Below are 14,696 nucleotides of genomic sequence, written 5' to 3'. Positions count from 1 at the left end.
GCGAACCGATAGGGTGGAAAACGGTACGCCAAGGTTGTGAAACAAATGTGGTGGCGGCTTCACGGAGAGGAATTTTCTCTTTTGTCGGAACATTTTGATATTTCGCAGGTTGCCCAAACAGAGGTTCGCTCCTATGGTCCGCTCACACGGTTTCTAGGAGCGGTAACCCGCTGCAAAAAGGAGTAAAAACCATGGCCTTCGAACTTCCTGAACTCCCCTACGACTACGACGCGCTTGCACCCTACATGTCGCGCGAGACGCTCGAGTTCCATCACGACAAGCACCACAAGGCATATGTCGACAACGGCAACAAGCTGGCTGCTGAAGCAGGTCTTTCCGACCTGTCGCTTGAGGAAGTCGTGAAGAAGTCCTTTGGCACCAATGCCGGTCTCTTCAACAACGCTGCCCAGCACTACAACCACGTCCATTTCTGGAAGTGGATGAAGAAGGACGGCGGCGGAAACAAGCTGCCGGGCAAGCTGGAACAGGCAATCGCCTCCGATCTCGGCGGTTACGACAAGTTCAAGGCTGATTTCATCGCCGCCGGCACCACGCAGTTCGGCTCCGGCTGGGCGTGGCTCTCCGTCAAGAACGGCAAGCTCGAAATCTCCAAGACCCCGAACGGCGAAAACCCGCTGGTTCACGGTGCAGAGCCGATCCTCGGCGTCGACGTATGGGAACACTCCTACTACATCGACTACCGCAACCTGCGTCCGAAGTACCTCGAAGCCTTCGTCGACAACCTCATCAACTGGGACTACGTCCTGGAGCGTTACGAAGCTGCTGCCAAGTAAGGCTTGCTGACTGGAACTTTTCGAACACCCGGCCCCTCAGGCCGGGTGTTCTGCTTTTGAGGCCGTACAATCCAACTGTCGCCCCGGCTTGTCACAAGCCTGTCATCAGCCGGGTTTATCGCGGCGCATCATGACTGAAAAAACCAGACCGCTCTTCTCCTTCGGCATCGTTGCCGATCCCCAATATGCCGATGCTGATCCCCGCCCGGAAATGGGCCGGTATTATGCAGAGAGCCCGAAAAAACTGGCGCAGGCGATCGATGCCTTCAACCGCGAGGACCTGGCCTTCGTGGTGACGCTTGGCGACATCATCGACCGCGGCTTTGAAAATTTCGAGGCGATCCTCGGCGTTTATGACACCCTTCGCCATCCCTCGGTCATGCTGCCGGGCAATCACGATTTTTCCGTTTCCCCCGAGCATCTGCCCGCCATCCATGCCCGCCTCGGCATGAAGGCTCCCTGGCATGATTTCGCCATCGGCGAGATACGCTTCGTCGTGCTTGACGGCAACGAAGTCAGCCTCTTTGCCCCGCCGCCCGGTGATCCGCGCCGCGCGCTTGCTGAAAACAGGTTGAAGCGCCTGCAAGATGCTGAAGCCATCAATGCGCAAGACTGGAACGCATCGCTCAGCGACGAGCAGTTCGAATGGCTGCGCACCGTTCTGCAGAAGGCGGATGCGGCAGGCGAAAAAGTGGTCGTTCTCTGTCACTACCCGGTCTATCCGGAAAACGCCCACAATATGTGGGATGCGCCGCGCATCCTCGATCTTTTAGGCGCGCACCCTTCGGTCACCGCATGGTTCAGCGGCCATAACCACGATGGCAATTACGGCGTGCTGGGCAACACCCACTTCGTCAACTTCAAGGGCATGGTGGATACACCCGACCAGAACACCTTCGCCATCGCCGATGTTTTTACCGACCGGATCGTCATTCGCGGTTTCGGGCGCGAGGAGGATCGGGTGCTGGAGCATCTGCGGCAGAATGCTGCCGTAATTTGAAGACAGCACACCCCTCGCCGCCCTCATTCCTGTGCTTGTCACAGGAATCCAGCCAGCCCAAGTCCTTGGGCTGAAAGGACTCCTCCCGCCGCGCAGACGCGCGCCGACTGGATTCCTGTGACAAGCACAGGAATGAGGGTGGAGAGGGCGCGTGCTGACACAGAACAATGGCTCCGAGCCGCGCTAAATCACGTGCTCTCACAACGCCAGCTTAATCCGTCACGCGTTCCGGAGTTCTGTTTCCCAGCTGATTGCTCTGCCAGCCGCTCATCCACAATTGCCGCAACCTTTCGCCTTCCATCTTGAAAAAGCTGCCCGTGGTTTTGCAGGCCATCACCCGGTCCGAGCGGAAGTTGCGGATCGCCTGGCGCAATTCGCACCAGGCGACGATATTCATCGTTTCCGAATAATAGATCACGGCAATGGGCCGGATCTGCCGCCGGGTCTCTGCGCCGGTTTCATCGCGATAGGTGAGGTCAAGCCGCTCCTCGTCGCGTACTGCCCGCCTGACCATGGAAAGATCGATGCCGGCGGGTGAGGGGGCGATGCTGCCCCAGGCATGCAGGGCATTGGCGGAGAGCGTCTTCGACAGCGGTTCGGGCAGGGATGCGGCGATCTTGTCGCTGACCTTTTTTGCCGCCTGCCGCAATTCGGCATCCCCCGTGCGGGCAACCATGGCGAGCGCAAGCACGATTGCCTCGGTCTCCTCGATGGAAAACATCAGCGGCGGCAGGTTGAAGCCGGGACGCAGGATGTAACCGACACCGCGTTCCCCCTCGATCGGCACACGCATGGTCTGAAGGGCGGCTATATCGCGATAGACCGAGCGCGCCGTCACTTCCAGCGTCTCGGCAATGGTCTGCGCGGTCACCGGCCTGCGCGCCACCCGCAGGATCTGAATGATCTCGAACAGTCTCGACGCCTTGCGCATTGCCGTTTTTCCCGGTTCCTTCACCACGCAACTGACACAACGCTGTCAGTTGGCTTTTCCTATAAACAGGAAAACACATTGAGAAACATATGCTTTCCCGAATGTGTCGCAAACTGTCTTGGGAGATACTGACATGAGTTACGCTGAAAATCTCTGGCTTTTCTTTCTGGTCCTGTTCGGCATCATCATCCTGCCGGGCATGGACATGCTGTTCGTGCTGGCAAGCGCGCTGACGGGCGGCAAGAGAACCGGCCTTTCCGCCGCAAGCGGCATGAGCGCGGGCGGCATCGTGCATTCGCTTTACGGCGCCCTGGGTGTCGGCATGCTGGCCGCCTGGATGCCGTCGCTTTTCCTGCCGCTGCTGGTTTTCGGTGCGGCCTATATGATCTGGATCGGCATCGGCCTGATGCGCAGCGCGGTCGTCGTGAACGGTGATGAGGCGCAGGCGAGCGCCTCGGTCAGAAAGGCGTTCTGGCGGGCGGTGCTGACCTGCCTTTCCAATCCGAAAGCCTATCTGTTCATGATGGCGATCTACCCGCAATTTCTCAAACCCGCTTATGGTCCGATCTGGATGCAGGGGCTGGTGATGGGCGCGATGGTGGCGGTCACCCAGTTTACGGTCTATGGCGCGCTGGCGCTGACGGCGGATAAAAGCCGGGCATGGCTCGTTTCTTCGCCGGGCGCCACGATCTTCATCGGCCGCGCCGCCGGTTTCATGCTGATTGCCGCGGCCCTGCTGACGCTTTGGGAGGCCTTGTCCTAGACTTCTGTTTTCACGAGGGAATTCACCGCAATGTGACTTCTTTTCGCCATCCGGAAAGGGCATCCTCGCGCCGTTCCATCTAGCGTCCGGCGTCCGCCGGAATCAAGGAGAGAGTGTATGAAACTGAAAACCATCGCGGCGGCCATGCTTTTCGGCTGTCTTTGCGCCGGAGCGGTCTACGCTGCCGGCGAAGTCGAAAAGCGTGAAGGCATGATGAAGCAGATCGGTGGCTCCATGGGTGCGCTCGCCGCTATCTCCAAGGGCCAGAAGCCCTTCGACGCCGACGTTGTCAAGGCAGCCGTCACGGCCATCAGCGCCAACGCCAAGGCTTTCCCCGACCAGTTCCCGCCCGGCAGCGAGACCGGCAGCGCTGCGGCCCCGCCATCTGGGAAAATTTCGAGGACTTCAAGGCCAAGGCGGCGAAGCTCGGTGCGGATGCGGACACGGTTCTCGCCAATCTCCCCACCGATGAAGCGGGCGTCACCACCGCCATGAAGACGCTCGGTGCAGACTGCGGCACCTGCCACCAGACCTATCGTCTGAAGAAATAATGTGTCGGAAGACTGCTTTCGAGCGGTCTTTTCCCGGTCGCGGCTAAGCCGTGAACCGCTCCCGCGTCATCCTCGCCCCTGAGGCGAGGATCCATAAGCCGTCGAATTGTGGACCCTTGGTTCAGGCCCGGGGAAGACGTCCAGCAAGCGGGAGGGCTATCGATAATCTCGACCGCCTTCGGGCGGCCAAATATGCTCGGTCGGGCAAAAGGGGAGAGGGGTCATGTCCTCCATTTGGACGAAGCTTGCGGGCGGGATCGCGGTTGCGGCCATTGCGGGTTACGGTATTTTCGCCTGGGTCACCGCGCCTCAGCGGCAGGCGCCAAGCCATTGGGTGAGCCTTGGCGAGCCGGATCTGGCCAATGGCGAAACGCTGTTCTGGGCCGGCGGCTGCGCAAGCTGCCATGCGGCACCCGATGCGACGGGTGATGCGCTTTTGACGCTTTCGGGCGGGCAGGCGCTGAAAAGCCCCTTCGGCACCTTCCATGTGCCCAATATTTCCTCCGATCCGCAGCATGGCATCGGCAGCTGGACGCTGGCGGAATTCGGCGATGCCATGACGCGCGGCGTCGGCAAGAACGGCGAACATCTTTACCCCTCCTTCCCCTATGCCTCCTATGCCCGGATGACGCAGAAGGACATCAACGACCTCTACGGTTATCTGAAAGTCCTGCCCGCCAGCCAGAACGACGCGCCGGACCACGATCTACCTTTCCCCTTCAACCTGCGCATGGCGCTGGGCGGCTGGAAATTCCTCTATTTCGACACATCGACACGGCCCGTGTCGAGCTTGCCGATGCCAACGCCGAATTGCTGCGTGGCCAATATCTGGTGGAAGGGCCGGGCCATTGCGGCGAATGCCATACGCCGCGCAACGCGCTTGGCGGGTTCCTCAAGGATAAATGGCTGGCCGGCGGTCCCAATCCGGAGGGCGAAGGCCGCATCCCCGACATCACCCCCGGTTCGCAAAGCATGGGAGCCTGGGCGGCGGCCGATATTGCCAGCTATCTGGAAACCGGCTTCACCCCGGAATTCGACAGCGTCGGCGGTTCCATGGTCAAGGTGCAGCAGAACATGGCGCGTCTGACGGCCGATGATCGCGATGCGATTGCCGCCTATCTTAAGGCGATACCGTCGCGGTAACCCTCAGCCGTCATGCCGGACTTGATCCGGCATCCAGCCACGGCGCGTCTGCGCCGTGAGACGGATCTATTGCGATCAAGGACTTGATCGTGCTGGACCCCGGATCTAGTCCGGGGTGACGAAGGTGGAGGCGACGGCGTGCGGTTGGAAAGCAGGCCCGCCATTGACTCCCGCACCCACCCGTCGGATAACAATCCTGTGATGGTTCCTTCCGGGCGTTCCGGAAGGTGAAAAGGGAACACGATAGGGAGACATCCTCATTCGTGGCTGCCCCCGCAACTGTGAGCGGAGAGCCTGAAACGAAATGCCACTGGTAAGCCATCTCGCGGGGAACCGAGGTTCCCGATCAAGGTGAGGGTGACGCCGGGAAGGCGTTTCAGGTTTTGACCCGTAAGCCAGGAGACCTGCCATTACGGAAATGTCCATGCCGGCGGGGTGTCCGGAAGAGCGGAATTTCAGGGTGGCCAGGCAAGGTGGCTCCCTGTGTCAGTCTCGTTATCCCCGTGGTGAAGTGTATCGCATGCGGCTGCGCGGCTTCTTGCCGTTCCGCCGCGTCTAAAGGCGCGGGGTCGCGCCGTAAGAGGGGTCACCATGTCCATCAACCAGAATACGGCAAATGCCGCCGTTTCAGCAAAAACGGGCAGCTTCGCGCAATCGCTGACGGCGATCGTGCTTGGCCTGTTCGTCGTCGGTTTTGTCGGCTTTTCGCATGTCGAAGCCGTTCACAATGCCGCGCATGACACCCGTCATGCCAATGCTTTCCCCTGCCATTGAGGGGTAACGGCATGTCGTTCTTTCGCAATATCGTTTTTACCGCCGTTCTCGTCGGCATCGTCGGCGGTTTCGCCGTTTCGGCCATGCAGGCTGTCGGCACCACGCCGCTGATCCTTCAGGCGGAAACCTATGAAAGCGCCGGCGGCGAAGCAGCCCACAGCCATGATGCGCCCGCTGCCGGTTCCGCAGCCGCCGTTCCCGCCCATGAGCATGATGAAGAGGCCTGGGCTCCGGCCGATGGCTTCGAGCGCACCGCCTATACGGTCGCCGCCAATGTTCTGACCGCCATCGGTTACGCATTGGTGCTGACCGGCCTCATCTCTCTGCGTGGCACCAATGCCGGCTGGCGAGAAGGTCTTCTGTGGGGCGTTGCCGGTTTTGCCGCCGTCATGCTCGCACCGATGATCGGCCTGCCGCCGGAACTGCCGGGAAGCCCGGCTGCAGCCCTTGAGGCGCGACAGATCTGGTGGCTCGCAACCGTTGCCGCAACCGCGGGCGGCATTGCGCTGATCGCGTTCCGGCGCGAACCCTGGGCAATCGTTCTGGCGCTGGTGCTGATCGTTGCCCCGCATGTTGTGGGCGCGCCGCTTCCGCCGGAAGGCGAACATGCGCTGGCACCGCTGCCGCTGGAGCGCCAGTTCATTGTTGCCGCGACCATTACGAGCTTTGTTTTCTGGGCCCTGCTTGGAACATTGAGCGCGTTTTTCCTGAAGCGCTTCCAGTCGGCTTGAGACCATGCAGGACGCAGCGGAATGGAGTGAGGAACTCGATGCGCTGCGTTTTGCCGTTCCCGGTCACGGCGCTTTCTGCGCCGTACACCGCCTTGCCTTCAAGGCAGTTCTTGGCGCCAGCCCCGAAAGGGGGCGGCGCTCGCTTTCTTCCATGAGCACGAAGCTGCTTTTACGGCTGCGGCACTCGCCAAGATAAAACGCTCGGCCTTGCCCGCCGGTCGCAGCCTGCATTTGAACAGCCGCGATATCCGCCGGGCTATTGCGGGCGAGGGCGGGGATGTCGCGCCCCGTGTCTGCCGGGTGCTTGATCGCGGGTAATGCGCGATAGTCTCACGACTTAACCTCCCCACCACCCTCATTCCTGTGCTTGTCACAGGAATCCAGTCGATGCGGCTCTCGCGCAGCGGGATGAGTCTTTTCAGCCCAAGGACTTGGGCTGGCTGGATTCCCGTGACAAGCACAGGAATGAGGCTAGGAGAGCCTGCAAAACTGTCGATACCAGAATGCGCCTCACCGGTGCTCCGCCGCAAAAATTCCAAGTTCCGCCTCGGCTTCCGGACCAAAGAGGCCGAGGTGTTTCAGAATTTCCACCGCGAAACTGACCGGCGCACTGCCGGCTGCCGTGATGATGCCGCCATCACTGACCGCTTTCGGCTGGTCGCGATAAAGGCTCTCGCCGCGATAGGCCGGATAGGCCTTATGCGAGGTCAGCGAATTGCCGGTATGGGCGACGTCATCAAGGACGCCCGTGCCGCCGAGCGCGCTTGCCGCCGCGCAGATGCCGGCAACCAGCCGGTCCTTCTTGCGAAACCGCTGCACCAACCCGCCAAGATCGGCAGCCGTTCCCTTTTCCCAGCTGAGGCCGCCGGGAATGACGAGCGCATCGATATTGTCAGGGTCGAGCGCGTCATAGGTTGTGTCGGGCGTAACCTTCAGCCCGCCCATCGATGTCACGGGCCCACCATCCGGCGTGGCGTAAACGATCTCGACGCCGAGATAGTTGCGCGCCGCAGCAGCAAGCAGCGCCGGTTCCCAGTCCGCAAAATCCTGCGCGAGCGCAATCGCAATCCGTGTCATGGCCGTCTCCGTTCGGTGCAATCAGGCGATAGACTGCATGTAGCGCATGCCGGTGACCGGCCGGGGCGCGAAATCCATGTTTTCGTAGAAACGATGCGCCGCCACATTGCCGGTCGTGGCGCTGACGGAAAGATAGTCGCAGCCGAGCCGCTTGGCGATGTCGCGCGCGCGGGAAACCAGGTGCTGGCCGGTGCCATGGCCACGATGGCCGTCACGCACGTAGAGATGATGCAGCTCAAGCCCGCGCCGGCCTTCCTGCGCCCTGTAGAGCGGCAGAAGCAGGGCGTAGCCGATCAATTCACCATCGGCTTCCGCCACCAGCCCATGCACCCAGGGAAGCGGGCCGAACAGGTCGCGTTCCAGCTTCGCCGGCGTGATCGCTGCCGCATCGCCATGGTAGGCGGCAAGCAGGGTGATCATCTCGTTGAGTTCGGGCAGATCCGTCTTGCGCGCGCCACGAATAATGACGACGGGCGGTCTTTCCAGTGTAAGGGAGCTATCTTCGGTCATTTCGCTGGTCCTTCGGTTTTATCGGTGCCGTCAGGACGCTTGAAAAACAACAAAGCCGCCTGACGGCGGCTTGTTGACAATATGATCTGTCGAGCCGCCCTTAAAGGTAGGCCCAAAAGTACGAGCAGGAGATGGGTGCGCGTTCGTTGATCATGCCAATCAAATGCGCCCGAATCTAAAATCTGTCAAGCGGGTCAATTCGCAAATCGCGCGATTGCCGAAACAATGGCTTCCTCCATCCCCGCGTCTGCCGTGGAGTGTCCGGCGCCGTCGATCATGATCAGCTCGCTTCCCGGCCAGGCCACGGCAAGCTCGTAGGCGGTAACCGGCGGCCCCTGAAGATCGTGCATGCCCTGGATGAGCAGGCCGGGAATACCCGCCAGCCTGCCGGCGTTGCGAAGAAGCACCCCGTCGTCCAGCCAGGCCGCATGGTGGAAATAATGCGCGCAAAGACGCGCCCGTGTGAGCCTGTAGTGCTCATCCTGCCATTTTTCGGGAAAGGCCGAGGTGCTCTCTGCGGTAATCGAACCAGCCTCCCACAGATGCCATTCATAGGCCGCCCCTGCGCGGATGGCGGGGTCGGCATCGTTCAAGAGCTGATAATAGGCGGCAACAGGATCGTCCTTCGGCATGTGGTCCGGGATCGCTGCGATGAAACGCTGCCATTGCCCGGGCAAAAACATTCCCAGTCCCTGATACAGCCAGTCGATTTCCTTCTGCCGCGTCGTCGTGACACCCGCCAGCACCATGGCGCGCACGTGGCGGGGATGGTGCTGGGCATAGGCCAGGCCAAGGGTGGAACCCCAGGATGTGCCGAAAACCAGCCAGTCATTCACGCCAAGCGCGGCACGAATGGTCTCCATGTCGTCGATCAGATGGTGCGTGGTGTTGTGCTCGAGGCTGACCGCGGCATTCGGCGTGCTTTGCCCGCATCCACGCTGGTCGAACTGGATGATGCGGTAACGCTTCGGATCGAAGTAGCGCCGCGCCGTTGCCGATATTCCGGAGCCCGGGCCGCCGTGAAGCAGGATGGCGGCCTGCCCGGCCGGATTGCCTGCAATCGTCACATGCAGCCTGTGGCCTTCGGAAACATCGATGAAAATAGTATCGAAGGGGGCAATTTCGGGACAGGTTTCTGGCATCCGGCATCTCTTTTGAAGCGATGGCAGGCGCATATATCGCCGGGATGACAGCTGAATGTCATCGCCTCAGTCTTGCCGGCGTCTCAGTGCTCGCCTTCGCACATGCCGTGGTCGGAAAGCGCGCGGATAACGTAGCAATCCTCGATCGAATGGCCATGGCAATGCGAGACGATGCGCTCCAGCTCATGCTCCAGCTTCTTCAGGCTGGCGATTTTTTCACGCACATGGGCGAGGTGTTCGGCAGCGATACGGTCCGCCCCCTCGCACGGCATTTGCCGGTGCTGGCTGAGCGCGATCAACTCACGAATGGCGTCGATATTGAGCCCGATATCGCGGGCGTGGCGGATGAAGGCCAGCCTTTCGAGATCGGTTTTTTCGTAACGGCGCTGGTTACCCTCCGAACGTCCCGCCTCGCGGATGAGGCCCATCTGCTCATAATAGCGGATCGTCGGCACCTTGACGCCGGTACGCTTCGACAGTTCACCGATGGACAGCATGGCTTTCTCCATATCCCTGACGCAGCGGCAAGAGGGCGAGGCGGCCTCGCCACTCATGATCCGATGCTCTAGTCTCTAGAGATATGGCTTTTCAGCCCGCCATTCAATGGGTGTCAGGCGGCCGCGTCCACGCCGAGCGCCTGAGCCAGCGCCTTCAAGACTTCCGTCTCGAGGCTTACGGCTGCTTCAGGCTGCGCAGCGGATGTCATCTCAAGCGCGGGCGTGGTGGCAGCGGAAGCACCGCTATCAAGGTTCCACAATGCAGCGGCGAGGCTGGCGGAAGCGCTGGCGGCCGGTGAGACTGCCGCAGCGACGCTTTCGGCGCTCGATATAGCGCGGTGCGCTGCGCGGGTCAGCTCCAGCAGAGCGTCGGTGGTGGAGTGGGCTTCCCTGTTCTTTGCCGGTTCAAGGGTCCGGACCGGCGTTGCGTAATAGCTGCTGGTGGTTGCTGCGATAGTCGTCATGACTGAGTCCCCAAGTTCTGATGGAGCATTTTTAGGGGCCGAAACATTCGCGAGGATTGCGTCACGTAGGCCTTGAACGGAAAAACATCGCGATATAGTATACCCCCCTATAGTATATGAGGTGCCGATGTCCCACACGATCCGCAACAAGGAGAAGCTGCTTGCCCGCATCCGCCGCCTGAAAGGGCAGATGGAGGCGGTGGAGCGCGCATTGGACGATTCCAAGCCCTGCGGCGAAGTGCTGCAATTGCTGGCCTCGGTGCGCGGCGCGCTGTCCGGCCTGACGGGCGAGGTGATGCAGGAGCATCTGCACGAGCACGTGGTGCATGCCGAAAACGAAGACGAGCGGGCGCGGGCGGCGGAAGAGCTGGCCCAGGTGCTGAAGACCTACATCCGCTGACATATCTCCCGAAAGTCTCCGTGTTTTGGGGATGCGAGCGTGAAACAAAATATTCCAGGATCGAGCAGGATTAGCGACATGACGACGACATCCGAATTTCCCACAGCGGCCGGCCACGACCATGTTTTCCTTGGCCAGAACCACGAGCGTAACGAAAAGCGCGTGTGGATGGTGATTGCGCTGACCACGGTGATGATGGTGGCAGAGATCGTCGCCGGCCACTGGTTCGGCTCCATGGCGCTGACGGCGGATGGCTGGCACATGTCCACCCATGCGGGCGCGATGCTCATCTCGGCGCTGGCCTATCTCTATGCCCGCCGCGAGGCGCGCAATCCGCGCTTCACCTTCGGCACCGGCAAGTTCGGCGATCTCGCGGGCTTTGCCAGCGCCATCGTGCTGGCGGTGGTGGCATTGCTCATCGCTGTCGAAAGTGCGATGCGTCTCGTCAATCCGGTCGAAATCGATTTCAACCAGGCAATCCTCGTCGCCGTCATCGGTCTTGCCGTCAATCTCGTCAGCGCCGTGCTGCTGAAGGATGATCACCACCATGATCACGCCCACGGCCATGGTCACGCGCAGGGCTCACATGCCCATCACGGTCACGGTTCTCACGCGCATCATGGTGAACACGGCGCAAAGGGCGGCAGGGACAATAATCTGCGCGCGGCCTATCTGCATGTGCTGGCGGATGCGCTGACCTCGGTTCTGGCCATCGTCGCGCTGCTGCTCGGCAAATGGAACGGCTGGTCCTTCCTTGATCCGGCGATGGGCATCGTCGGCGGCCTGGTCATCGCCCGCTGGTCATGGGGTCTGGTTCGCTCCACGGCGACGACGCTGCTAGACGCACTGCCGCAGGCCGACGACCTGCCGCAGGAAATCCGTCAAAGCGTGGAAACGGAAGAGGATCGCATTACCGACCTGCACGTCTGGCAGGTCGGCCCGGGCCATCACGCCGCCATCGTCGCCATCCGCTCGCAAGTGCCGAAGGCCCCGGCTTTCTACAAGCAGAAGCTTGCGGCCATACATGAACTTTCGCATGTAACGGTGGAGGTCAGCCCGGCAAGGGCCTGATGGGAATCACGTTTTCTCTGGTGGCTGGCGAGCGACCGCCAACCCGCATCCGTCATCCTCGGGCTTGACCCGAGGATCCATGCTCCGCCGGCAACGTGGATCCTCGGGCCAAGCCCGAGGATGACGGAGGGTGCGGTTAAGGATGACGGAGGGTGCGGTTGAGGCTTTGTTCTGAAAGCCTATTCCGTATATTCCGAATAGGCGCTGCGCACCCATTCGGCCTTTGCTTCCACCTCGACCTCTGCAGATGCCGCAGCCGGCGCGCTGCCATTGCCGACGGCCCACAGCACATTGGCGAGCGACTGGGAAAGAATGGTGCTGGAAACAGTCGGGTTTCCGGGGCCGCGTTTTACAGCCTGCTCTTCTGGCGCGCTCTGTGCGCTGCCGGCTTTTTCGATGTCGCGGATACGTCCCTGATAATTGTACCCGCCAATATTGCTTTCGATCTGCATGTCGGTGATTCCGCGTTCAAAAGTTAACAAATGGTTAACGGCGGCGGCTTGCCTGAAGCTTGCGTTTGCTGCGTTGCAGCGTCATTCCCGACTTGACAGCCGGCAAAGGAGTGCTTCGTTTTTGCATGACTGGACGCGAGGCCGGGGCAGCTATCTCCGGATTTTGCACGGCGGCGGGGAAGAGCAAGCGGGCGCTGGCGCTTGAGCTCAAGGCTGGCACTGAAATACGCCTTGCCTCACACTCCGCGTCATCCTCGCCCTTGAGGCGAGGATCCATAGCCGTGGGCTTATCGACGCAAAATGGATCCTCGGGTCAAGCCCGAGGATGACGCGGAGTTTGGGGCAGGGCCAGTCAGTTCCCGGAATGCCGGATTACGCCGTTTCTTTTTCCACCGGAACAACCGTTTCCTGGGGCTCCTCTGCCGCTTCCGCCTTCACCTCAACCTCAACCTCCTGCGGCGCGGGCGTCACCATGGCCGCCACCAGCGTGTCGAGGCCGATGCTGCCGACCGGCTTGCCGTCCTCGTCCACCACATGGGCGGTGGTTTCGTTCGCCTCCGACATGTCGCGGGCGATGGTTTCCAGCGTCGCGTTCTCAGGCACGGACATGCCCTCCGGGCGGCTTTCAAGCGGCTCCATCACCGTGGTCGCCTGCAGCACGCGGCCGCGATTGACGTCGCGCACGAAGTCGGTGACGTAACCATCCGCAGGCGAGAGGATGATGCTCTGGCCGTCGCCCTGCTGCACCACTTCGCCGTCCTTCAAAATGGCGATATGGTCGCCGAGCCGCAAAGCCTCGTCCAGATCGTGGGTAATGAACACCACGGTCTTTTTCAGCTCCTGCTGAAGATCGAGCAGCATGGTCTGCATGTCGACGCGGATCAGCGGATCGAGCGCCGAATAGGCCTCGTCCATCAGCAGAATATCGGCGTCATTGGCAAGCGCCCGGGCAAGGCCGACGCGCTGCTGCATGCCGCCGGAAAGCTGGTTCGGATAATAATCCTCGTATCCGGCAAGGCCGACACGCTCCAGCCAGTAACGGCCCTTTTCTTCGCTCTCCCTGCGCGGCACGCCCTGGATGTCGAGGCCGTAGACGCTGTTTTCCAGCACGGTACGATGCGGCAGAAGGCCGAATTTCTGGAACACCATCGCCGTTTTATGGCGGCGGAATTGCCTCAGCGCCGACGCACTCATGCCGCAGATATCCTCGCCGTCATAGAGAACCTCACCCGCCGTCGGGTCGATCAGCCGGTTGATGTGGCGGATCAGCGTCGACTTGCCGGAACCGGAAAGGCCCATCACGACGGTGATCTTGCCGCCCGGCATGGTGATGTTGATGTTGTTGAGACCGAGCACATGGTTGTGTTTGTCGTTCAGCTCGACCTTATCCATGCCTGATCGCACCGCTTCGAGGTATTTCTCGGGATGCTTGCCGAAGATCTTGTAAAGATTCTTGATTTCGATGCTTTTAGCCATGGGAGACCTCGCGGTATTTCTGCAGACGCTTGCCGAAAGCCTGGCTCGCCCGGTCGAACATGATGGCGATGGCGACCAGAGCGAAACCGTTCAGGAAGCCCACCGTGAAAAACTGGTTGTTGATGGCCTGCAGCACGTTCTTGCCCAGCCCGCCGACACCGACCATGGAGGCGACGACGACCATGGCGAGCGCCATCATGATGGTCTGGTTGATGCCGGTCATGATGGTGGGCAACGCCAACGGCAGCTGCACGTTGAACAGCTTCTGACCGTTGGAGGAGCCGAAGGCATCGGCCGCCTCAAGCACTTCCCGGTCCACCAGGCGAATGCCGAGGCTGGTGAGGCGAATGACGGGCGGAATGGCGTAGATCACCACTGCGATCAGGCCCGGTACCTTGCCGATGCCGAAAATCACCACCACGGGGATGAGATAAACGAAGCTTGGCAGGGTCTGCATCACGTCGAGCACGGGATTGATGAGGCGTTGCAGGCGTTCCGAACGTCCCATCAGGATGCCGAGCGGCAGGCCGATGACGATGGCGATCAGCGTGGCGATGGCGACGATGGAGAGCGTCGTCATGGCGTCGCGCCAGAGGCCGACCGCGCCGATCATCAGCAGGGAGATGGCAGTGCCACCGGTGATCTTGAAGCTGCGCCCGGCCAGATGAACGATGGCCAGAATGACCAGCATGGTGATGATCCACGGGGTCTGGATGAACAGCCGCTCCGAGGAATTGAGGAAGAGCTGCAGCGGATGCACGACCACGTCGATCGCATCGCCATAATTGCGCACGATGTCGCGAAAACCATCATCGATGGTCTTGCGTGCCACACGCATCGTGGAATTGTCGATGGCCGGAAACTTGCAGAGCATGTCCGGCAGGTAATTGCAGAGGGCCATTATTGTTGTTTTCCCTTTG

General features: G+C 60.9%; 16 protein-coding genes, 3 pseudogenes and 1 riboswitch. Of the genes and pseudogenes, 10 read left to right on the top strand and 9 right to left on the bottom strand.

Features of this window, described 5'->3' with window-relative positions:
- Window positions 1–191 precede the first annotated feature (191 nt).
- Both G3A56_RS06435 and G3A56_RS06430 read left to right on the top strand, forming a co-directional pair.
- Window positions 192–794, top strand: a complete 603-nt coding sequence (locus tag G3A56_RS06435) for a superoxide dismutase (protein WP_003494380.1) — start codon at window positions 192–194, stop codon at window positions 792–794.
- 130 nt (window positions 795–924) lie between these two features.
- Window positions 925–1,794, top strand: coding sequence for a metallophosphoesterase (locus G3A56_RS06430; RefSeq protein ID WP_082183921.1), 870 nt, complete (start codon window positions 925–927; stop codon window positions 1,792–1,794).
- A gap of 211 nt (window positions 1,795–2,005) precedes the next feature.
- On the opposite strand, the gene G3A56_RS06425 is transcribed toward G3A56_RS06430, so the two are convergent.
- Complete coding sequence (locus G3A56_RS06425; protein ID WP_035241791.1) at window positions 2,006–2,725, bottom strand: helix-turn-helix transcriptional regulator; 720 nt, start codon at window positions 2,723–2,725, stop codon at window positions 2,006–2,008.
- A gap of 133 nt (window positions 2,726–2,858) precedes the next feature.
- On the opposite strand from G3A56_RS06425, the gene G3A56_RS06420 reads away from it, so the two are divergent.
- The 6 genes and pseudogenes from G3A56_RS06420 to G3A56_RS06395 all read left to right on the top strand — a co-directional run bounded on the left by G3A56_RS06420 (window position 2,859) and on the right by G3A56_RS06395 (window position 7,005).
- Entirely contained in the window at window positions 2,859–3,488 is a 630-nt protein-coding gene (locus G3A56_RS06420) for a LysE family translocator (RefSeq protein WP_082183922.1), read from the top strand.
- A gap of 117 nt (window positions 3,489–3,605) precedes the next feature.
- Window positions 3,606–4,039: pseudogene (locus G3A56_RS06415) on the top strand (c-type cytochrome).
- A 223-nt stretch (window positions 4,040–4,262) separates the two neighbouring features.
- Window positions 4,263–5,182 (top strand): annotated as a pseudogene (locus G3A56_RS06410) (c-type cytochrome).
- A gap of 185 nt (window positions 5,183–5,367) precedes the next feature.
- Window positions 5,368–5,608, top strand: a riboswitch (cobalamin riboswitch).
- Window positions 5,609–5,773: 165 nt separating this feature from the next.
- Entirely contained in the window at window positions 5,774–5,956 is a 183-nt protein-coding gene (locus G3A56_RS06405; protein ID WP_003494386.1) for a CbtB domain-containing protein, read from the top strand.
- An 11-nt stretch (window positions 5,957–5,967) separates the two neighbouring features.
- Window positions 5,968–6,687 (top strand): CbtA family protein, encoded by a 720-nt coding sequence (locus G3A56_RS06400; protein WP_003494387.1) that lies wholly within the window; start codon window positions 5,968–5,970, stop codon window positions 6,685–6,687.
- A gap of 4 nt (window positions 6,688–6,691) precedes the next feature.
- A pseudogene (locus G3A56_RS06395) lies at window positions 6,692–7,005 on the top strand (hypothetical protein).
- Between the two features lie 192 nt (window positions 7,006–7,197).
- Here the strand turns inward: G3A56_RS06395 and G3A56_RS06390 are convergent.
- The 5 genes from G3A56_RS06390 to G3A56_RS06370 all read right to left on the bottom strand — a co-directional run bounded on the left by G3A56_RS06390 (window position 7,198) and on the right by G3A56_RS06370 (window position 10,377).
- Window positions 7,198–7,764 (bottom strand): type 1 glutamine amidotransferase family protein, encoded by a 567-nt coding sequence (locus G3A56_RS06390; RefSeq protein WP_082183925.1) that lies wholly within the window; start codon window positions 7,762–7,764, stop codon window positions 7,198–7,200.
- Window positions 7,765–7,785: 21 nt separating this feature from the next.
- The gene (locus tag G3A56_RS06385) at window positions 7,786–8,274 is read right to left on the bottom strand and encodes a GNAT family N-acetyltransferase (RefSeq protein WP_003494390.1); all 489 of its coding nucleotides are present in this window, start codon (window positions 8,272–8,274) and stop codon (window positions 7,786–7,788) included.
- 194 nt (window positions 8,275–8,468) lie between these two features.
- On the bottom strand, window positions 8,469–9,416 hold the full coding sequence (gene pip / locus G3A56_RS06380) for a prolyl aminopeptidase (RefSeq protein ID WP_082183926.1): 948 nt from the start codon (window positions 9,414–9,416) through the stop codon (window positions 8,469–8,471).
- A gap of 83 nt (window positions 9,417–9,499) precedes the next feature.
- Window positions 9,500–9,913, bottom strand: coding sequence for a MerR family transcriptional regulator (locus G3A56_RS06375; protein WP_082183927.1), 414 nt, complete (start codon window positions 9,911–9,913; stop codon window positions 9,500–9,502).
- Between the two features lie 113 nt (window positions 9,914–10,026).
- Window positions 10,027–10,377, bottom strand: a complete 351-nt coding sequence (locus G3A56_RS06370) for a hypothetical protein (RefSeq protein ID WP_082183928.1) — start codon at window positions 10,375–10,377, stop codon at window positions 10,027–10,029.
- Window positions 10,378–10,504: 127 nt separating this feature from the next.
- Here G3A56_RS06370 and dmeR point away from each other — a divergent pair, with 127 nt between their 5' ends.
- Together dmeR and dmeF are read left to right on the top strand one after the other, a co-directional pair.
- Window positions 10,505–10,777: a Ni(II)/Co(II)-sensing transcriptional repressor DmeR gene (gene dmeR, locus G3A56_RS06365; RefSeq protein WP_003494395.1), complete on the top strand. Its 273-nt coding sequence runs from the start codon at window positions 10,505–10,507 to the stop codon at window positions 10,775–10,777.
- A gap of 78 nt (window positions 10,778–10,855) precedes the next feature.
- Entirely contained in the window at window positions 10,856–11,848 is a 993-nt protein-coding gene (gene dmeF / locus G3A56_RS06360) for a CDF family Co(II)/Ni(II) efflux transporter DmeF (protein ID WP_082183929.1), read from the top strand.
- Between the two features lie 179 nt (window positions 11,849–12,027).
- Here dmeF and G3A56_RS06355 read toward each other — a convergent pair whose 3' ends face one another.
- The 3 genes from G3A56_RS06355 to G3A56_RS06345 all read right to left on the bottom strand — a co-directional run bounded on the left by G3A56_RS06355 (window position 12,028) and on the right by G3A56_RS06345 (window position 14,677).
- Entirely contained in the window at window positions 12,028–12,300 is a 273-nt protein-coding gene (locus G3A56_RS06355; protein ID WP_003494397.1) for a hypothetical protein, read from the bottom strand.
- Window positions 12,301–12,672: 372 nt separating this feature from the next.
- On the bottom strand, window positions 12,673–13,776 hold the full coding sequence (locus G3A56_RS06350; protein ID WP_082183930.1) for a quaternary amine ABC transporter ATP-binding protein: 1,104 nt from the start codon (window positions 13,774–13,776) through the stop codon (window positions 12,673–12,675).
- Window positions 13,769–14,677, bottom strand: a complete 909-nt coding sequence (locus G3A56_RS06345; RefSeq protein ID WP_082183931.1) for an ABC transporter permease — start codon at window positions 14,675–14,677, stop codon at window positions 13,769–13,771. Before G3A56_RS06345 ends, G3A56_RS06350 begins: the two co-directional genes overlap by 8 nt.
- Between the last annotated feature and the right edge of the window lie 19 nt (window positions 14,678–14,696).

The organism is Rhizobium oryzihabitans, assembly GCF_010669145.1.
GTDB lineage: Bacteria > Pseudomonadota > Alphaproteobacteria > Rhizobiales > Rhizobiaceae > Agrobacterium > Agrobacterium oryzihabitans.
This window is presented reverse-complemented; position numbering and strand designations above follow the sequence as displayed.